The 20,719-nt window shown below is 44.3% G+C and carries 17 protein-coding genes; 2 read left to right on the top strand and 15 right to left on the bottom strand.

Annotated elements, in window-relative coordinates; all coding sequences use genetic code 11:
• Positions 1 to 6: 6 nt before the first annotated feature.
• The 13 genes from ACYQ28_RS13375 to ACYQ28_RS13315 form a co-directional block, all read right to left on the bottom strand.
• A complete protein-coding gene (locus tag ACYQ28_RS13375; RefSeq protein ID WP_460050912.1) occupies positions 7 to 957 on the bottom strand; it encodes a formylglycine-generating enzyme family protein in 951 nt (316 codons plus the stop codon).
• Positions 958 to 971: 14 nt separating this feature from the next.
• Positions 972 to 1,208: a hypothetical protein gene (locus ACYQ28_RS13370; RefSeq protein WP_460050914.1), complete on the bottom strand. Its 237-nt coding sequence runs from the start codon at positions 1,206 to 1,208 to the stop codon at positions 972 to 974.
• On the bottom strand, positions 1,195 to 1,674 hold the full coding sequence (locus ACYQ28_RS13365; protein WP_460050916.1) for a Tse2 family ADP-ribosyltransferase toxin: 480 nt from the start codon (positions 1,672 to 1,674) through the stop codon (positions 1,195 to 1,197). Before ACYQ28_RS13365 ends, ACYQ28_RS13370 begins: the two co-directional genes overlap by 14 nt.
• A 146-nt stretch (positions 1,675 to 1,820) precedes the next feature.
• Positions 1,821 to 4,766, bottom strand: coding sequence for a formylglycine-generating enzyme family protein (locus tag ACYQ28_RS13360; RefSeq protein WP_460050918.1), 2,946 nt, complete (start codon positions 4,764 to 4,766; stop codon positions 1,821 to 1,823).
• A gap of 9 nt (positions 4,767 to 4,775) precedes the next feature.
• Complete coding sequence (locus tag ACYQ28_RS13355) at positions 4,776 to 5,726, bottom strand: AAA family ATPase (RefSeq protein ID WP_460050920.1); 951 nt, start codon at positions 5,724 to 5,726, stop codon at positions 4,776 to 4,778.
• Positions 5,726 to 7,384 (bottom strand): hypothetical protein, encoded by a 1,659-nt coding sequence (locus ACYQ28_RS13350; protein WP_460050922.1) that lies wholly within the window; start codon positions 7,382 to 7,384, stop codon positions 5,726 to 5,728. The genes ACYQ28_RS13355 and ACYQ28_RS13350 overlap by 1 nt, the downstream gene beginning before the upstream one ends.
• Before the next feature lie 159 nt (positions 7,385 to 7,543).
• On the bottom strand, positions 7,544 to 8,491 hold the full coding sequence (gene accA / locus ACYQ28_RS13345) for an acetyl-CoA carboxylase carboxyl transferase subunit alpha (RefSeq protein ID WP_460050924.1): 948 nt from the start codon (positions 8,489 to 8,491) through the stop codon (positions 7,544 to 7,546).
• Positions 8,492 to 8,869: 378 nt separating this feature from the next.
• Positions 8,870 to 9,271, bottom strand: coding sequence for a hypothetical protein (locus tag ACYQ28_RS13340; RefSeq protein WP_460050926.1), 402 nt, complete (start codon positions 9,269 to 9,271; stop codon positions 8,870 to 8,872).
• Positions 9,272 to 9,298: 27 nt separating this feature from the next.
• Positions 9,299 to 9,754: a hypothetical protein gene (locus ACYQ28_RS13335; RefSeq protein ID WP_460050928.1), complete on the bottom strand. Its 456-nt coding sequence runs from the start codon at positions 9,752 to 9,754 to the stop codon at positions 9,299 to 9,301.
• A 374-nt stretch (positions 9,755 to 10,128) separates the two neighbouring features.
• Complete coding sequence (locus ACYQ28_RS13330; RefSeq protein ID WP_460050930.1) at positions 10,129 to 10,389, bottom strand: hypothetical protein; 261 nt, start codon at positions 10,387 to 10,389, stop codon at positions 10,129 to 10,131.
• A gap of 59 nt (positions 10,390 to 10,448) precedes the next feature.
• Positions 10,449 to 14,066 (bottom strand): DNA polymerase III subunit alpha, encoded by a 3,618-nt coding sequence (gene dnaE / locus ACYQ28_RS13325; RefSeq protein WP_460050931.1) that lies wholly within the window; start codon positions 14,064 to 14,066, stop codon positions 10,449 to 10,451.
• 65 nt (positions 14,067 to 14,131) lie between these two features.
• The gene (locus tag ACYQ28_RS13320; protein WP_460050933.1) at positions 14,132 to 14,713 is read right to left on the bottom strand and encodes a lytic transglycosylase domain-containing protein; all 582 of its coding nucleotides are present in this window, start codon (positions 14,711 to 14,713) and stop codon (positions 14,132 to 14,134) included.
• Positions 14,714 to 14,835: 122 nt separating this feature from the next.
• A complete protein-coding gene (locus ACYQ28_RS13315; protein ID WP_460050991.1) occupies positions 14,836 to 16,554 on the bottom strand; it encodes a proline--tRNA ligase in 1,719 nt (572 codons plus the stop codon).
• Positions 16,555 to 16,904: 350 nt separating this feature from the next.
• Here ACYQ28_RS13315 and ACYQ28_RS13310 point away from each other — a divergent pair, with 350 nt between their 5' ends.
• Positions 16,905 to 17,375: an HIT domain-containing protein gene (locus ACYQ28_RS13310; protein WP_460050935.1), complete on the top strand. Its 471-nt coding sequence runs from the start codon at positions 16,905 to 16,907 to the stop codon at positions 17,373 to 17,375.
• A 179-nt stretch (positions 17,376 to 17,554) separates the two neighbouring features.
• On the opposite strand, the gene ACYQ28_RS13305 is transcribed toward ACYQ28_RS13310, so the two are convergent.
• The gene (locus tag ACYQ28_RS13305; protein ID WP_460050937.1) at positions 17,555 to 18,070 is read right to left on the bottom strand and encodes a lysozyme inhibitor LprI family protein; all 516 of its coding nucleotides are present in this window, start codon (positions 18,068 to 18,070) and stop codon (positions 17,555 to 17,557) included.
• Positions 18,071 to 18,146: 76 nt separating this feature from the next.
• On the bottom strand, positions 18,147 to 19,226 hold the full coding sequence (nadA, locus tag ACYQ28_RS13300; RefSeq protein ID WP_460050939.1) for a quinolinate synthase NadA: 1,080 nt from the start codon (positions 19,224 to 19,226) through the stop codon (positions 18,147 to 18,149).
• Positions 19,227 to 19,846: 620 nt separating this feature from the next.
• Here nadA and ACYQ28_RS13295 point away from each other — a divergent pair.
• The gene (locus tag ACYQ28_RS13295; RefSeq protein WP_460050941.1) at positions 19,847 to 20,455 is read left to right on the top strand and encodes a DNA-3-methyladenine glycosylase I; all 609 of its coding nucleotides are present in this window, start codon (positions 19,847 to 19,849) and stop codon (positions 20,453 to 20,455) included.
• The last annotated feature ends 264 nt before the right edge of the window (positions 20,456 to 20,719 follow it).

Genomic DNA, 20,719 nt, shown 5'->3' with positions numbered 1-20,719 from the left:
GCAAACTTACCGCTCGCCGGCAACCGACCGTTGCCCCTGCTGGCCAGTGGTGGAACAGGGACGCACGCCAATGATGCTGCGGCGGAGGTCACGCTCGGAAGCGAAGCGGTTAGCCGACCGGCAGTAGCGGGCGTTGATGAACCAGCTACCACCGCGCAGCGCTGCGTGTTCGTGCTCCGATAGCCCCATTGGGTCTGTTTGTAAATTATTAGAATTGTTGGGGTAATCACGACGATAATCCAAACACCATTCCCACACATTGCCATGCATTTGATACAATCCCCAAGTGTTGGCTTGAAAGCTTTTTACTGGAACGGTGCGGCCAATACTCTCGCCTTTGCTCTCTCCATTAGAAAAGTCTGCGTAAGGATCAGTACCATCAAAATTTGCTTGCTCGGTGGTGATATTTTCACCGGTATTAAACGGCGTAACGCTGCCTGCCCGGCAAGCGTATTCCCATTGGGCCTCGGTAGGAAAGGTTAGGTGTAATTCGGGTATTAATTGGTTTAATTGCTTAAAAAATTGTTGGCAATCATTCCAGCTCACCCTATCTACGGGTAATTCCTCTTCGGTAATGCCTTTAACCTTCTCGTTTGTTTTCGGGTTAAAATAGCTGGGGTTATCACCCATTACCACTCGCCACAGAGCTTGGGTTATCGTGGATTCTGCGAGCCAAAAACCCTGCGTGATTTCTACCGGGTGTTGATGTTCGTTATTCTCCCTTTCTGGCTCATTTTCTGGCGCGCCCATTAAAAATTGCCCTGGCGGAATGTAACGCATTTTTAGCGGAATACCTTTTACCGCAAAGGTTTGCCATAAACCGAATTCGTCTGTGCCCCATTCTACCGCCCAAGGTGCGGGAAATTGTGGTGGTGGCCGTAATTGCCAACGCTTTCGGGTATCGAAGGTGGTTAGGTCTAATGGGTTTTGTTGGAATTCGTATTGGTTTACAGTCATGGATGATATTCTGGTTATTCCACTATTTTGTATTTAATCAGTTTCTCTAGCGGCAATAGGTTTGAGTTAATTTTACGCTGCTCATTGTATTTTTTTGCCAATTGATTCAGTGCTAGCTCGTAACGGTAATTTATTTCTTCGTAATCGTCTTTATCGACGGTTTCTGATTGCGATAAAAACTCGTTATATTCAATGGCACGTTCTAATGCTTGCAAACATAACGTTAGATGACCGTTATCAATTGTGACCATTTTTTCTCTCCTTTATTTTTATTCCCGCATTGCGAGCTAAAACATCTAAAGCATGTAAATATTGCTTCTCTGGCATATCGTAGTTTGGTGAGATTGAATAGTGCCAACACTTTTTTCTCTGCATAAAGTGGTCTTTTGTAATTATGATCTCTTTAGGAATTACCGTTCCGGCAGGAATTACAACATACTCCCATTTTTTGTAACCAAATATACCTTCTTTATCAACAAGAGAAGTACCTTTACTAAGCTCAGATTTAACGTACCAAACTCCGTTTATTTGCTCACGATTAATATCTGGGTCACGTATAGAGCCAGAAGGTAAAATACGTTGCTCCAAATCGGGGTATAGCGGATTCTTTCTAATTTCACCCAAATTTAATCCACGCCAAAAATGTAAAGTTGTTGATCCACGAAATATTTTTTCAATCTCACCTCTTTTAATTAATATATCTTCTAAAGTAACCATGCTCGATCTCTTAGTCTAATAAAAGAACAATCGTAATGTAGGAGTTGTTGAACTTAGGTGTTCCAGTTCAAAATAGGCACAAAATTTGGCGTGTTAATTCTCATATTTGACCCTTGAACAACAAATTATGTCTTTAGTTATATCTCTTACTGGTCAATGGTGGAACAGGGGCGCACGCCAAAGCGGTTGTAGCGGCGGCCCCGGACGCCGGCGTTGCGGGAAGCCGACCGGCAGGACCAGGCGTAGAAGAGCCAGCCACCACCGCGCAGCGCAGCGCCTGAACCGCTTTTCGGGCCGAGAGGATTTTCCAACACATTCTCCACTTGTTTGGGGTATTCCCTTATCTCGTCTAAACACCATTCCCAAAGATTCCCATGCATTTGGTACAAGCCCCAAGCATTGGGCTGAAAGCTCACCACAGGTAGAGTTTTTTCTAAAGAATTTCCTTTTGGGTTATTGTTGTAGGGATAACTGCCATCGTAATTAGCTTGATGGGTGGTTAGATTGTTACCGGTGTTAAACGGTGTTTGTGTACCGGCACGGCAGGCGTATTCCCATTGGGCCTCGGTAGGAAAAGTTAACTGTAAACCTGGTACGTGTTGTTCGAGCTTATTAAAAAACGCTTTACAGTCATCCCAAGATACGGAATCTACCGGTAATTCGGCTTCGGTATTATTTTTAACCTTGTCGTTATTTTTCGGATTAAAGTCTGACGGATTATTACCCACCGCCCTCCACAAGGCTTGGGTGACGGTGGTTTCTGCTAACCAAAAACCATGAGTTAACTTAACAGGATGTTGAGTTTCTCTAAATTCTTCGTTCTTTTCATTACGTTCCGGTTCATCTTCCGGCGAGCCCATTAAAAAACTGCCCGGTGGGATATAACGCATTTTAAAGGGGATATTTTCGACGGTTATTTCGCTAAAAATTCCGTAGTTATCTAGTTGTGGCGGAAAATCGTGTAACCATTGAGGTGCGTTGTCGTAAACAATCACTTCGAATAGATTTTGCAACCATAAAACATCAGGAGGGTTTGGATTTCGCCAGTGTATTTCAAACTGTTCTGCGGTTACTTTTACACCTTGTGGTGTTTGTTGTATCGATTTTGCCCAGTAAAAGTCATTAGAGTTATAGGCTTTAAGCGTAAGCGTTTCTTTTAGGGTTTTTAGGGTAAGTGTTGCGCCTTGCTTTAATAGAAACTGTTTTGTGCTGTTAATTGTAGGCGTAGTTGAAAATAGCTCTGCACTTTGTAAGTTTTCAATAACTTTTTTATTATAATCATGTTGACCACGATGCTTCTGAAAATTCAACTGTTCTTGGGTTAATAATTCTAACTCAACTAACGTGTTGCTATTGTCGGTTTGATTTTCTGAGTGGGTACTAGATTGGACTTGGGATAATACCAACACCCCAGGGTTGTGTTTATTGAGTTTTTCTTTATTCAATTCGCGATAACAGTCGTCATCCAGTACCGGAATTTCAGGAATATCCTGTTGTGTCGATTGTTGAAAATGGTGCTTGGCGCTGGTTACGGTTTCTCTAAGTTCTTTAGGAATAATCTCTAGTGGTAACTCGGGCAAATTTAACCGTAACGCTTGGCCTAACCAAAATTGGGTTTCGTCGATAATATTGGCGCTTGAATGGTTTTCGGTCGCCTGCTTTATGGATTGCATGGCTTGCTGATAATAGGTTGATACTTCGGATTCTAACGATTGTTTATGTGACGGCAACAGTAAAAACGATGCGTGTAAAAGTGTTAATACTTTAAATTCGATAATAAACGATGTTAACTGCGGTGGAATATGGTTTTTTATGCAGTTAAATACGTCGTTAAATAAATCTTGAGTGCTGCTGTAAGTTGAATTTTTACTGGTAAACGCTTCAAAAATAGTTGTTATTTTTTGATGATAGGTTTCGGTGTTTTTATACCAATGGCCACATTGTTGGCTGTGCCACCAGTTGATATTCGAATCGTTAATTACTGTTTGTTCAAACTCTGGCTCTAAATTTGTAAACTGTAAGCGTATAGCACGTATTAATGCCAAACTGATGCGATGCGGAATTAAACTTAATACCGCCCACATAAATTCTTCTTGTTCTTTTAAGTGTTTTTTTAGTTGATTATTTTTATTGTTAAAACTAGCTGGGTTGGTATTCGCTTGAGAAAAATCTAGGGGTACAAATAATACCGTTACCCGCTGTTGTTTTAGTTGTTCGGCAAAGGTTAACCAAACACTATTTTTTTTTGTTGTTAATGCGTCCGCTGTTAGCGCAGTTTTGGGTGCACAAATAATGACACAACTGCCTGTCTCGGGTACGGGTAGCGGATTGGTTTCGGTATTGTATTCATAATATTGGTCAAACTTGGCCGATTGCCGCCAATGGCAGTGATGATGATTACCGCCAAAGTGATTAGGTTTTGCTTCTAACAATTCCACAGTTTGGGCAATACCTAAAGGGCCAACATGGGTTTGCAAACTGTAATAAAGCGCTAAGTAATCGTCGTGAAAACAGTGAGCACCTTGGGTTTTATCAATATATAACCAAAATTCCGCCGGTAATTTATGGGTTTGTAAAAACGGTAATTCGTTTAACGGCTTTTTTTGTGCCATTTGCACGGCAAGCTTAGGAATATCCAATTGTTGATGGTTTTGCACATGTTCTAAAAATTGGTGTAAACCATTTTTCACTGTCTGTTTTGGCCACAAACTTGACCTGTTATCGTTATCAAAGGCGATTAATTCATCGGTTGAAATTTTAATACCTGATAAGGGTTTGATATCTTCGGGCGGTTTATTTTGTGTCTCTCTGTTGGTTGCATCGTGTAACTCGTAGGATTCCACCACCACAATCGGGAAACTCCAAAGTGGCTTTTCTGCTATCGGAGGAGGATCGTATTGCGTTAATTCACCGGATATACTCACTATGCCAACGCTTAAAGCATCTCCCAAACTGTCGCTTTTGGGTTGCTTTAACTTATTCAACAGGTGTTCTGGCTCATCAACCCCTAACGCTTTTAACATAAACGGTAGTTGCGGGTGTTCTTCACCTACCGTATTAATTAGCTCTAAAACCGCAGCGTAATCCGTCATTGCATTACCTTAATTACGCTGCTGATTTTTAACAATTAAATGCTGTTGCAAGGTTGTAAGTTTTGCTTCGCGTTCACCTTCATCAAACTGGCTTAATGCCCGTAACATATCTAAAAATTCCGAGGTACCCGGTTTGTAATCTTTATCGTTCTTGCCGCGCTGCTCAAAAATAAAATCCGCCACCTGCTCTGCCAGCTCTTCCGATAATTTATTTAATTTTTCATCACGGGTTTTATGGGCTTCAAAAATAGCCATCAATTGGCTTTTATCATCGAGAGTTAAATCTAAAATAGCGCAACGGCGAATAAACGCCATGGGTAATAGTCGTTCTTCATTTGAAGTTACCACCACCATGTACGGATGTTTTTCTTGACTGGCTTTAATCGCAAAGTTCACATACGGGCAACTGATTTCACCAGTATCAAGCACATCTAACAAAGCATTGGGTAGTGAGGAATCCGCCTTGTCAATTTCATCAATTAATAATACCGTGCCTTCTTTATCGTGCGGCTTTTTGTGCTTGTTATTTTCTGGTAGATTTAATTCACTGGATAAATCATCGAATGAATTCGGTGCAATAGCCTGCCAGATTTTACCGGGTTTTAAAAACCGAATAACGGATAAATCTTGATTGCTTTGTGTTTGTAAATTCGCAAAATGCAAACGCTCAATATGATCAACGTCGTACAACAAACTTTCTACTGTGGTGTTGTATTGCACCACTGCTTTTACTACCCCCCAATTGAGAATAGAGGCAATGGCATAAGCGAGCTGGCTTTTACCAAGGCCAGGGTCGCCACGAACTAGGAGTGGACGGTTAGAAAGGAACGCAGCTTGGATGGCGCCTGCTTGACTCGGCGATAATAAATAAGCAGAAGGAACAGTAGATAAATCTAAGTTGATATTTACCGTATGATTACCCGTAATTGAGAGTATTTTTTGTAGATACTTGGAATACATTAGTTTTCTGCCATAGTTAAAAGATCTGTTATCACTTTATAAATTGTACGTATTGCAGCACCTATACTTACAAATTGTATCGCATTACCATCGTCTCTATTACTTACAAAAACCATTCCTATCTCTATTTTTTGATCTTTTTCTAACCCTACGTTAATAACGTTTTTTATTTCTGCTGCGACCGATTCCCAATGATATTTAGAATGACCGGAAAAACCCGAAGCAGTCACATCAGCCACAAACCGCATGGATAACAATTCGTTTTTCTCATTAATAAGCACTCTGCGTTCAAGCTCAGAATAGATATCTTCAGAAAAATTTACCGCATCGTTTTTAATTTTATCTACAATTATTTTTCTGTCCGAACAAAAGCCAGGGAGAAGCTGCATAATAAAATCCGCTACTTGGTTATTTATTGCTTCCTGACCTTGCTCACTTTGTTCGTAAGCAACCGGCAAACTCTTAACTTCAAATGCACTGGGAATATCTAATTTTTTAGAAGTGTTCATTTGCAGCTCAGGTTCTGCAAGATGGATTACCTGCGCCGCGAGCTTTCTCCCGAACGTTACGGGAATCCGCTCGCGACTCGTTGAGCTTGATAGCCAAAGTCTTAATCCATCCTTCGAGGACAGCCTCATATCGGCAGCCCACAACGGATTAATTATTAACACTGATAAGTAGGTGGCTAATGTTCTCAGACTTTTTTCTTTATCATCAGGAAAAGGATCTACGTAACTCTTTTCGCTTATCGCTTTAACGAATTCCGAAATCTTTTTCGAGTTAAGATCTTTTATAAATTGGCCGCCATCAAACCCTGGATACTTTTCAGAATATTCTCTAGCTAATTTGGTGGACATCCATTTGGTAAATATACTTTCACTAAAACTTCTTGATTCATCTATTAATTTTCCTTTTACTTTACTATCAATATCTACAACATAATCTGCTATATTTTCTATTAAAACATCACTAACTTCATCTGGGCATTCAAAAATATAATCCCTTAATATATTCAGCTTTCTATGAAAATACTGCTGTGGAGATTCTTTAGATTCATCTATGTGAAAATTTGCTGACATAGTAGACTTTAGCTTTTTATTGTAAATTTCAGCTAGAATCTCTGATAGAGTTGCTTCTATTTTTAGTGTTTCATCTTTTCCATCAACGGTTGTTATTTCTATTTCAACATATTGTTTTTTCGAAAATACATCATTATTAATTTTGTGTAATACAATCGCCAATTTAAGATTGTTTTCGTTTATTAAACAACAAGCCAACTCCATTAAACAATTCTGACGAGTAATATACGTTGGAGAAATAATGAGTAGCCGCCTTGGGCTAGATGCGATTAAATCTACTAGATCGTGAATTGAATCACCCAAGCGTAAGTGATATCTGATCTCAGGATAGTTTTTTCTGCGTTCATCAATGTTGTCGTCAACAACTTGAAGATAGGCTTTGGGATCTATTTTAAGTTGATCTGGTTTGTTAAAGTTTTTTAGCGCCCGAATAAGACTAATAACGAATTCTTTATCAGCCCCAGCAAAACTAATCCATAGTGGCCGTGGGTATTCCTCGTGAATTTCCAAAATAGCTCTCCCTAACCCGAATTCTGATTCTTGAACCTTTAGCCCATTTTTATCAGTTTGATCGTTCAAGAACAACCAACTTTAGGGAGTGCTTTATAACTTTTTGGTTATGGGTTGTTTTATATCTATGTCTTTGTGGAGGTCTACAAGACCTTTAGGCAGATATTAAAAAATGGTAGGCACAAAAAAACCCGCTAGTGCGGGTTTTTTATTGCGAATGGCTTTAGCTTAGTTGCCGTAGCTCATTAGGCGTTGGTAGCGTTTTTCAAGCAGTTCGTCGATGGGCAGTTCGCAAAGGTTTTGCAGTTGGGCGCTTAGGCGTTCTTTGATGCGATTGGCCATGGCGTCCATGTTGCGGTGGGCGCCACCGAGTGGCTCTGGGATGGTTTCGTCAATAATGCCGAGTTCTTCAAGCACTTTTGAGGTTACACCCATGGCTTCTGCGGCTTGAGGAGCTTTTTCGACGGTTTTCCAAATGATGTTGGCGCAACCTTCTGGGGAGATTACAAAGTAGGTGGAGTATTGCAGCATGTTGAGCTGGTCACCTACGCCAATGGCCAAGGCGCCGCCGGATGAGCCTTCGCCAATTACTGTACAGATAATTTGGGTTTTTAGGCGCGACATTACCGCTAGGTTTTGGGCGATGGATTCTGAGATGCCGCGTTCTTCTGAATCGATACCGGGATAGGCTCCGGGGGTATCAATAAAGGTAAGAATGGGCATTTTGAAGCGTTCGGCCATTTCCATTAGGCGCAACGCCTTGCGGTAGCCTTCTGGCTTTGGCATACCAAAGTTACGGCTGACTTTTTCGTTAACGCTGCGGCCTTTTTCTTCGCCAATGACCATTACTGGGCGGCCATCTAAGCGACCAACACCGCCGATGATGGCTTTGTCGTCACCAAAGTGGCGGTCACCGTGGAGTTCGTCCCAGTCGGTGAAGATACGCTTGATGTAGTCACTGCTGTAGGGGCGCTGTGGGTGGCGAGCTACTTTGACGATTTGCCATGGGCTTAGGTCTGAGTAGATGTTCTCGGTAAGCTTTTCGCTTTTGTCGCGCAGTTTTGCAATTTCTTCGGTGATGTTCAGGTCGTTGTCTTTGCCAACGAGCTGTAGTTCTTCGATTTTAGCTTCCAGTTCTGCGATGGGCTGTTCAAAATCGAGATAATTTGGATTCATGTTTACCTTGTCTTCGTTTTGTTATGAGCTGCCTTGGGCAGATTCTTAAATCGAGCGCGATGCTTGGTGTCATCGGTAAAAAAGGGCTCGATTTTAGAGGTTTTTACGAGTGATTCAAATGTTTATGTGAATTTTGCGACGGATAGTTTGTTCGAATGAAGGTTCTTTTTGAATTATCACAATATATTTGGGTGTATTTGGGCTTTTTTTGAATTTAATGGTGTGTGGATTTACCCGCAGGTTTGCTACTCACACTTATTTAAAGATTAGTTGCTAGTTTTAGAAAACATTAGTGTTTGAACACAACTCTAAACAGGAAACAAATCCTAAAAAGAACTCTTTTTGAGTCTGCAACAACTTGAATCTTTACAAAAAATTTCAGGCTTTCATGGTACCGGCTCTGAAAGCATCTTCAAGTTCTTCGGGAGTTTTATAATATTCTTTGTTTTTCACCACTGCTTCGCATGCTAGAAGAAGATCAGCTTCGGACGCAGACCGTTTTGATAGTAATTCTGCAATAACGCAACCCGCCATTGCTTTATCTGGATCGGCTATAGCCGCATGAATTAGCATCGATATTTGGTCGGCTTCTAAGTCGCCGCGAATAAGGTGTAAAAACGCCCCATAGCGCCAATGTTCTTTACCATCATCTGGCACTATATCGCCATACTCTTTAATAAACTCTTTAGCTGCGGCTTGGAAATACTCATCAGAAAGCAAGTGATTGGTTGACCAAATCTCTGGAAAATCCAACATTTTTAGGAAGACTGCTTTGTTCATATACCTATAAAAATCACTAATAAGCTTTTATAAATGCTCAAGCGTTAATTCCAAACTCTCGCCCACGGCGATGGGTTGCCACAGTTGGGTGAGTTGTAGAATGTTTTGTCGAACGGCTTCTATGTCGTGTTCTTGTAGGTTTAGGGGTTCACAGCGGCGGGCGTTGCAGGTGACTTGGTAGAGGTCAAGCAAGGTTGCAGGTTCGCTGCTCCAGCCAGACCAGCCGTCGGCTTGAAAGACTTCAACAAGGCGTTCAACGCCGTTGCTTTCGTCGTCGTACTCGGTTAACGAGTCGGGAAGTTCGTTTTCTATCGCCTGCACGACAAACCCCCGTTTATTTAGGGTGTTTTCTACAGCGTAGTGCACCATATCGTGAGGAATAATGCCTTGTTTGGGGCAGTCGATGATTTGTGGTGATGTGTCGTCGCGGTGTATGACCAGCTGGTCGTATTTGTCGGCGCCTTTGGTGAAGATCAATTTCATAAGTTTAGAAATGTGTACCGTTTGGAGTCGATGATTTCAGGAATTCATCTAAATCACTGCACGGAAATTAAATCGATGATTTCCCATTTTTTGTGATTTCAACAACAGCACTGTAATCACTGAATTTCTACAGCCTAGTCACAAAGACGCAAATTAAAGAACATTCCCTCAAAAAATAAACCTAAATGTTGACGAAAGGTAACCGTGAAGTCATTACGGTGTTAATTAATTCGGTCTCGTTTTTGTGATTTTATTCAAAAAGAAAACAGGCTTAGAACTTCTCGATTATGTTTTGATTTCAATAAGTTATCATGATTGGCGTTGAAGGCTCGGCCGGCATTGGAGAAAGTTCTGGATAGAAAAATTTCTTGTCGTTATAGCAACCGAGTAACAGCGTAAATAGCTCCAGCAAGTATGCCAATACCGGTGAATTCGATGAGCAAAGCTTTTGGCCAGCTGCATTTGTCTTGTTCGCGCCACCCTTCCACTGGGAAATAACCCAACGTAATAAGCCGATAAAATACCCAGCCGATAATCCAACCAATGGTTTCTACCCCAAGCTCCCAGGCTAAACAGTAAAAAAACCGCAAAATATTGAGTATTAACCGCAGAGGTGCATCGAATAGATCTTCCATAACCGCTCGATTCTTTTTAAATAAAATTTCAATCAAGCCATCAGCTTTCAATCAAACCATCAGTGATAGAGCAATTCTACGTTTGCACGCCCAAGGGTTTGCACCAAATCGTTAACAAGCTGATCTTCGGGCAATATGCACCAATCGCGGCCCAAACGCATAGAGGCCTTCGCTTCTGGCCGCTGATATTCAATGTACACAGGACAAGTACCTTGGCGATAGGGCTGCAAGCTTTGTTTTAGTAAGTCGGCAAAGTTTGCAGGCAGCTTTTCGGCATCGAGCTTTAAGCGCAAACCACTCACGCCTTCAAGTCGCGCCTGCGCAAGGCTCATCACCTTGTCGGCGCGCATTTTTAGGCTGCCGGAATAGTCGTCGTGACTGACTTGGCCTTCAATGACCAGCAGTGCGTCTTTATCGAGAATTTCGTAGCAGTTTTTGTAAGCATCGGCAAAAACGGCAACCTCAATACGGCCCGAGCGATCATCCAAAGCGACAAACGCCATGGTATCGCCGCGCTTGGTTTTCATGGTTCTGAAGGCAACCACAAGACCAGCGATTTTTTGCGGTTTTTTGTCGGGCTGAAGGTCGTTGATTCGCGCAGACACCAACTGTTTTACCTCGCTGGCAAACTCATCAATGGGATGGCCGGTAAGATACAGGCCGAGAGTGTCCTTTTCGCCTTCTAAGCGCTGTTTGATGGTCCAAGGTGCTGTGTTGCGATAATCGGCGTAGACATCGCCGCCATTATCAGAGCTTGGTACCAAGTCGCCGAATAAGTCCATCATGCCGGAATTGGCATTGGCGGAATTTTGCTCGGCGGTTTGTACGGCATCACCAAGGGCGGCAAACATAATCGCGCGGTCGTGATCGAGATCGACGCCGGGACCGATGGAATCTAGCGCACCCGACCGTACCAAGGCTTCTAAAGCACGCTTGTTCACTTTGCGGGGATCGATACGCGAACAGAAGTCGAACAAATCGGTAAACGGCCCTTCTTTGCGCGCCTTAATGATGCTTTCGATGGGGCCTTCACCCAACCCTTTAATCGCCCCCAAACCGTAAATAATTTGGTCTTGTTCGTTTACCGTAAATTGAAAATCACCGCTGTTTACATCGGGCGGTAATGGCGCGCGCCCCATTTCACGGCTGGCTTCAATAAAGGTTACCACCTTGTCGGTTTTGTCCATGTCTGAAGACATGGTCGCGGCCATAAACTGACTAGGATAATGGGCCTTAAGCCAAGCAGTTTGGTAAGAAACCACGGCATAGGCCGCCGAGTGCGATTTGTTGAAGCCGTAACCGGCGAACTTTTCTACCAGGTCGAAAATCTTCATGGCCAGCTCTGGGTCAACGCCCTGAGCCTTGGCGCCGTCGGCGAAGGTCGAACGCTGTTTAGCCATTTCTTCGGGTTTTTTCTTACCCATGGCGCGACGCAGCATGTCTGCGCCACCGAGTGTATAACCGGCCAACTCCTGAGCGATCTGCATGACCTGCTCTTGGTAAACAATAACGCCGTAGGTGGGCTTTAGAATGGGTTCGAGCTTTTCGTGCTGATATTTTGCGTCTGGATAGGCCACCTGAGCGCGACCGTGTTTACGGTTTACGAAGTCGTCCACCATGCCGGAATCGAGCGGGCCAGGACGAAACAACGCCACCAATGCGATCATGTCTTCGAGGTTATCGGGCTGAAGACGTTTGATCAGGTCTTTCATACCGCGGGATTCTAGCTGGAACACGGCGGTGGTATCGGCGGCTTTGAGCAGCTTAAAAGTCTTCTCATCGTCGAGAGGAATGTGGTTGATGTCGAGATGTGGCTCGCCTTTTTTGGCGCGCTGCACATTGATCATTTTCACCGCCCAATCGATGATGGTGAGCGTACGCAAACCCAAGAAGTCGAACTTCACCAAACCCGCAGATTCAACGTCGTTCTTGTCGTATTGAGTCACCAAGCTGCGACCGTCTTCATCGCAATACAACGGCGCGAAATCGGTCAGTTTGGTTGGCGCGATAACCACACCACCGGCGTGTTTACCTACGTTTCGGGTGATGCCTTCTAACTTTAAGGCCATGTCCCAAATTTCTTGGGCTTGCTCGTCGTTTTCTAAAAACTCACGTAAGACTTCTTCTTGATCAAACGCTTTTTGCAGCTTCATGCCCGGGTCAGCGGGAATCATTTTCGAAAGCTTATCGGCAAGACCGTATGACTTGCCCTGCACTCGCGCCACATCGCGCACCACCGCTTTTGCGGCCATGGTACCGAAGGTAATAATCTGCGAAACCGCATCGCGACCGTAGTTGTCGGCCACGTACGAAATCACCTGATCACGGTTTTCCATACAAAAATCGACGTCGAAGTCGGGCATGGATACACGCTCAGGGTTTAGAAAGCGTTCAAACAGTAGATCGTATTGCAGTGGATCAAGGTCGGTAATTTTTTGCGAATAGGCCACCAGCGATCCCGCACCAGAACCCCGCCCCGGCCCGACCGGAATCTCGTGATCTTTGGCCCATTGAATAAAGTCCATAACGATCAAGAAATAACCCGGAAAACCCATTTGCATAATGATGTCGAGCTCGAACTGCAAACGGTCAGTGTAGATTTTCAAACGGTTGGCGTAATCGTGGGCGTGCTTGTCGGGCAGAATGGTTTCTAGGCGCTCGTACAAGCCTTCGTAGGAAATCTTTTGGAAGAAGATATTGGTTTTCACCATGGCGCGATAGGCGTCGGTGTCTTCCTTGCCAGTCCAGTTTTGGATCATGGCTTTTTCAGCCCGATGCGACAAATCTTGATAGGTAATGTGCTGGCTGAAAAACGGATCTTGCTCGAAGTTATCGGGAATTGGGTAGTCGGGCAGATAGTAGTTGCCCAGCTCAATATCTAGGTTGCAACGCTTGGCGATTTCGACCGAGTTTTGCAGCGCTTCTGGGATGTCGGAAAACAGCTCGGCCATTTCTTCCGGGCTTTTTAGGTACTGTTCTTCCGAGTAACGACGTTCACGTTTGGGGTCATCCAGTGTGCGACCTTCACCAATGCAAACACGCGCTTCGTGATATTCAAACTCTTCACGCTCCAAAAAGCGTACGTCGTTGGTGGCAACCACTGGCACCTGATGTTTTGACGCCAACTCAACGGCCGCGTGCAAATAGTCTTCGTCGCCTTCGCGGTGGGTGCGCTGAATTTCTAGATAAAAACGATCGGGAAAATCCTGCTGCCAACCTTGCAATAACTCATCGGCTAGGGCGAACTTGTCGGACAAGAGCGCGCGGCCAATATCACCAAACTTAGCGCCCGAAAGCGCAATCACGTCTTCGGTGTGTTCCCTAATCCATTCGCGCTGAACATAGGCAACGCCTAAGTGTTGGCCATGCTGATACGCCTTTGAAATCAATTCAATGATGTTTTTGTAGCCCTTGCGAGACATGGCCAAAAGCGTGATTAAGGTAGGTTTACCATCGCCCTGATGAACCCAAAAATCGGCACCACCAATGGGTTTTAAACCTTCTGCCCTTGCTGCGGAATAGAACTTGATCAAACCATAGAAGTTGCAAACATCGGTAACCGCCACCGCGGGCATACCCAACTTTGCCACCTTGGGCATTAGGTTTTTGATACGAACGATACTGTCAACGAGGGAAAATTCGGTGTGTAAACGTAAATGGACGAATTCTGCGGTCATGTTTTGGGTTCCGACACCCTTGCGAGGCGCTGGGTGTCTTGTCTGTGCGTGTCAATTTGAGGGCGTTATTTCCAGCGACTTTGCCAGGCATCCATCACCTTGATGGAGTAACGATAACTACCGTAGCTACCGTTGTAACGGGCCAGCGCTTCGGGCCAGCGACCGTTTTCACGATCTAAATAGTGTTTAAGTATGGTCACACCATAGGTGATATTGGTTTCTATGTCGGTAAGATTGTCTTCGGGGCGGCCAATTTCGTTTTTCCAAAACGGCATTACCTGCATAACACCTTGCGCACCCACGCGCGAAACCGCAAAGCGGTCAAAGTGGCTCTCGACCTCCATCACCGCCAACACTAGAGACGGTTGGATTTCGTGAGCGCTGGCCAGTCGGTGCACCTGTCTGAGAATTTGCAAACGCTCTTTGGGATTGGTCACGAATCGCTCAAGGCGGCCAGACATATCCACCAGCCACACTTCGGCGTCGTATTTATCCAGAAAGCTGTCAGCTTGGGCGATGGTTTGCGTGAGCAGATTGCGCGCTTCGGCATCCACGTCGGAGACGCGCTGCTCAGCCAAGCCTGGCGTTGCCAGTACGGCAAAGCCAATGCTTAAAAGATAAGATTTCCAACGAATGGTATCGAGCATAATCGAAAGAAGTTGTGGGGTTATAAACCCAGTTCAATGTTTGCGAATACGTCGAAGTTTAGCGGATTTAAGCCACCAATAAGCCGAAGCCTTTCAAAGATTAGCTTCGGCTACAGAATCACTTAATCCAGTGACTTTAAAAACTCTACCACACCCTTGGCAGGGATCTCTTGCTTTTCACCGGTACGGCGGTTTTTGTACTCAACCACACCCGATTCTAGACCGCGATCACCCACGATGATTACGTTTGGAATACCCATTAACTCAGTGTCGGCCAACATAACACCCAAACGCGCCTTGGCTTCATCCATAAATAATGGATCAAAACCACTGCCAACCAATTGCTCGTACAAGGTTTCACATTGGTTGGTTACGGCTTCGGATTTGTGCATATTGATTGGCACAATGGCAACATCAAATGGTGCTAAACCGTTCGGCCAAATAATGCCGTTGTCGTCGTGGTTTTGCTCAATGGCAGCGGCGACAATACGAGTCACCCCTATACCGTAACACCCCATTAGCATGATGGTTTGCTTGCCATTTTCATCCAGCACCGTGGCATTCATCGATTTTGAGTATTTATCGCCCAATTGGAAGATATGACCCACTTCAATACCGCGTTTGATTTCTAAAACGCCATCACCGGCAGGACTTGGATCACCGGCAACCACGTTGCGAATGTCTTCAACGCGACCAATTTCGATGTCACGCTCCCAGTTGGCGCCACTAAAGTGGAAGCCATCTTTATTAGCGCCACACAAGAAATCGGCGCTGGCCGCAGCGGCGCGGTCAACAATCACCGGCATGGTCAAACCTTTAGGGCCAATAGAACCTGGGCTTGCACCAACTGCGGCTTTTACTTCTTCTTCAGAGGCAAACTGCAAGGGCTCGGCGATAATATCAAGCTTCTCGGCTTTAATTTCGTTCAATTCGTGATCGCCACGTAGAACCAAGGCAACCAGAATGTCTTCGTCAGTTTCGAGGTTTTTGCCTCTGACAATCAAGGTTTTTAACACCTTGCTGTTGTCTACACCAAACAATTGCGCTACGTCTTCAACGGTTTTAGCGCCCGGCGTAGCCACTTCGGTAAAGGTTTCGGTGGCAACACCACGCTCACCCGGTGACACCGCTTCGGCCAGCTCTACGTTTGCGGTGTATTGGCCACCGGTACTGAAGGCGATATCGTCTTCACCGCTGTCGGCTAGTACGTGGAATTCATGGGAACCCGAACCACCAATAGAACCGTTATCGGCTGCAACTGGACGGTAATCTAAGCCAAGGCGATCAAAAATACGGCAATACGCGATGTGCATATCGTCGTAGGTTTGCTGCAAGCTTTCTTGATTAATATGGAACGAATAGGCGTCTTTCATAATGAATTCACGCGAGCGCATTACGCCAAAACGTGGACGGGTTTCGTCGCGGAATTTGGTTTGAATCTGGTAGAAGTTTGCGGGCAAATTTTTGTAGCTTTTGATTTCAACGCGCGCGAGATCGGTAATAACTTCTTCGTGAGTTGGGCCAAGACAGAACTCATTGGTGTGACGATCTTTAAAGCGCAACAACTCGCCGCCGTATTCTTGCCAGCGACCGGTTTCTTGCCACAATTCCGCAGGCTGCACCATAGGCATTAACAGCTCCTGAGAGCCCGCGCGGTTCATTTCTTCACGAACAATGTGTTCGACTTTACGCAATACTTTTAGGCCCAATGGCAACCAGTTGTATAGGCCCGCGGCCATTTTGCGGATAAGTCCGGCACGTAGCATCAGCTGGTGGCTAACTACAACGGCATCGGCTGGAGTTTCTTTTTGGGTAGCAATTAGAAATCGGCTGGCACGCATGTCTGGAGAAAAACCTTTATAAAAGAGTCTGTTAATAACTGCCGCTAGCAACTAACAACCCTAATATTGGCTGATAATTCGGCGAGTGATTTATATAAAAACCGCGTATTCTATTGGTCATGTGCGAAACTGCCTAGAGGTTATTTTGGAAATAAAAACTTCTCAGTAATTACCGGCAGTTACTGGGGACACCAATCCCATCGTCTGGTAAGTTAGAAACAGTAAAAGCCGCAAGGGCATGAACACAAAACAAGCAAAGCTCTGGGACCAAAAACGCAAAGATGGTCCGTCGACTTTGTTGATTTAGGCCCATACTGATACAGTTGGGCAGACAATAATAAGGATTCGCTATGTTTAAACTCGACCCCATTTTAGAAAGTGATACCGTACTCATTGGCCACTTTTCCTTAAGCTTGGTGTTACTGAACAAAGATGCAAACTACCCTTGGTGCATTTTGGTTCCACAAAAATCCAACGTTCGCGAGATTTACCAACTCGATGAAAAAGACCGCGCTCAGCTTGTTAACGAGTCGTGCACACTTTCAGAAGCTATGGTTGCCTTATTTGCACCAGATAAAATGAACGTGGCCGCACTTGGCAACATGGTGCCGCAACTACACTTGCACCACATTGCTCGCTATAAAAAAGACGCCGCCTGGCCTTCGCCAATTTGGGGTGCGGTTTCAGCCAAACCTTATGAAGAAGACAAGCTCGCAGAAGTTGTCTCGAAACTGCGCAGCGCTCTTTCTGGCGATGACTTTATCATCAGCGATGAAGTTCCAGAGCCTACCTCTACCTTTAGCCAAACCATCGAGACCTGAGTTCTTTCTCGTCGGTTCCGGCAAATAAAAAGGGGAATTCCAAACTGGAACTCCCCTTTTTGCTAATGAGCCTTGTTTACTGATAAGCCTTGTAACACATCGAGCACATCATTGATGAATTAGAACTTATGATGAATTAGAACCTCTGTCAGTCGGCTCTATAACTACTCATTACATTCTCAGAATTCCGGCCTTGGAACTAGGATTGAGTCCAGCGTGGTCAAGAAACTTTTCCAAATCTCAAAGGTGCGTTGCTGGGTGAGCTCTTTTTTGCAATTTACCGCCATCACGCCGCGAATAGTGCCTTCACGCCACTGGTTGTAGACCGATTCACAATGGGCTTGCTGATAAGCCAACCATTGTTGTTGCGCGATCTTTATACCCTCAACAACGACCGGATCTCGCTTCTGAAGTATCAGCGCTTTCTCTAAATAAAATTCCATTTGCTGCTCAGCCGCTGACAACTCAATTTGCGCACAACGATTTAAATCCACCGTGGTTATCGCGTTTTGGCAATCAAGCTCGGCGTTGTTTTGTGCTAATACCAACGGTGCTGTGCTTGGTGCCTTCGCTGGGGATACTTGTGCAGATTCTTCAGAAACCGCTGCGCAGGCTTGTAGCCCCAAACCCATCGATAAAAATACCAGTGCCGGGAAAAATCTGAATGAAAATTTCTTGAATGTGGAATGCTGCATCTTTTCTCCTAGTAAAACCGCTAATAAAAAAGCCGAGCAAGTGCCCGGCTTTTTGACGTTGAATGTGCCTTTTGGTTTAGGCCATTGCCGATTTTTGAGATTTCTCTACCGAAAAATTCAACATACGCGTTAGCGGTTTCATGGCACGCTCACCTAATTCGGGATCAACAAAAATCTCGTTATTGCCGGTTTCTAGAACCTGCACAATGCTTTCTAACGAGTTCATCGCCATCCACGGGCAATTAGCGCAGCTACGGCAGGTCGCACCGCTACCAGCGGTAGGCGCAATGATAAACTCCTTATCTGGGCACAACTGCTGCATTTTATAGAAAATGCCTTGATCGGTGGCCACAATAAACTGCTGCTTGTCCATGGTTTGCGCGGCCTTAATAAGCTGCGAGGTAGAACCGGCAACATCGGCCAAATCAATCACCGCCGCTGGCGATTCAGGATGCACAAGCACAGCAGCATCTGGGTAAAGCTTTTTAAGGTCTTCAACACCCTTTGCTTTAAACTCTTCGTGAACAATACAAGCACCGTCCCACAGCAATACATCTGCACCGGTTTTACGTGTCACGTAATCACCAAGGTGCTTATCGGGTGCCCAAATGATTTTCTCACCGCAAGAGTCTAGATAATCGATAACATCTACGGCAATGCTTGAAGTCACAACCCAATCGGCACGGGCTTTAACCGCCGCCGATGTGTTTGCGTAAACCACAACGGTACGATCTGGGTGCTGATCACAAAACGCCGAGAACTCATCCACCGGGCAACCAATGTCCAAAGAACAGGTCGCCTCAAGCGTTGGCATAAGAACTTTTTTGTGCGGCGTTAAAATCTTAGCGGTTTCACCCATAAATTTAACACCGGCAACAATCAAAGTTTCTGCGGGATGTTCTTTACCAAAACGCGCCATTTCTAACGAATCAGATACACAACCACCGGTTTGCTCAGCCAGCGCCTGAATGAGAGGATCGGTGTAGTAGTGTGCCACCAAAACCGCGTTTTTATCGGCCAAAAGTTGCTTGATCTTTGCAGTGTATTGATCAATTTGCGCTTGATCGAGAGACTCTGGCTTAGATTGAGCCAAAAAATCCTGCACAAAGGCGCGCGATTCTTGGTTCGCAGCATTGTTCTCAGGCTTAGAGTTCAAGATTGTTACCTCCGAGCGTCATCCAGTGTGACGAAATGAACATGACTCCCGATTATACCTCACTTCGGTTTTTTTGGCCTAGCATGTCGGGATGAGCGCGTAAAACCTATGCTGAAGCCTGGTTTCACCCAGAGTTTATGGTGATATTCATCATTAGCTTTAAAACTTATTAGCATCAGTAACCTAACCATACGCTGCTCTAAATTCACCCGCCAGACCAAGCATATGACCCGGCAAAAAGCAGAATAAATAGCCAATATCAGCAACAAAAACAGCGTTTTGCGCAGTAAGACACAGTTCAAGTATCGAAAAACCCATATACTGTACATATATACAGTTTTAATGTAAAACGATACTAAACACACTTAATATGCTCAAATTGCGCCCTAAGTGAGTTAAATATAAACTGATTTTTAATAATTATGGATTTTAACCGCCAAACTTAGTACAAAAAACATTCTTAAATACAAAAACCTTTTACGGGTAATCCGGCGATACCGCCCAAAGTTCGAAAAAGGTCTAAAACATATTTTACCTTTTCGATCTTTCGTAAAATCATCCATGAGTTACCCTAAAAACCTGAGCAAATACATTCACAACAACTCTAAAAAAGGTGAAAAATGTCTGAAGCATTCATTGGCCCTGATAAAAAACCACGTTGCGCATGGTGTGGCTCTGCACCAGACATTTTTATTGATTATCACGATAACGAATGGGGCTTTCCCGTTGACGATGATCAACGGTTATTCGAGAAAATCTGCCTTGAAGGATTTCAATCGGGCTTAAGCTGGCGAACCATTTTGGTAAAGCGCGAAAACTTTCGCGAAGCTTTTAAACAATTCGACTTTAATAAAGTCGCTAAATTTACTGAAAAAGACATCGAAAAATTACTGCAAAACGAAGGTATAGTTCGCCACAAAGGCAAAATAGAAGCGGTAATTAACAACGCCAAATGCGCACAAGAAATGGTAAAAACCGAAGGCTCACTGGCAAAATTCTTCTGGCAGTTTGAACCCGATCCAAACACCTTACCCGACCCACAAACTCAATCGGTATCGGATGGCTCAAAAGAATTGTCAAAAATATTAAAAAAACGCGGCTGGAAATTTGTAGGCCCAACAACCGTATACTCGTTTTTTCAAGCCATGGGCTTAATCAACGACCACAGCGAAGAATGCATAACTCGCAAAAAAATCGACCAAGCTAAAAAGAAATTTAAAAGACCTTAAGTGTGATGAATTTTTAATAGGCACACTAGGTAATTTTTTTAATGGAGAAATTATTAGGGAGTTTTGGTTATTTTTGTGAATAGAATTTGATGGTAATAATTAAAACACGTTGCGCAATCTTTTATAAGGCTAACTGCTGATTCGGTTTGATAGTTGCAATACCCAGCAACAATAACTAGTAACAATACCAAGTAAAAATACCTATCAATAACACCTAATATTATCCAGTAGCAACACATCCTTGTGTTGTTTGTCACTCGGGTG

It is taken from the genome of Sessilibacter sp. MAH1 (assembly GCF_054658315.1).
This window is presented reverse-complemented; position numbering and strand designations above follow the sequence as displayed.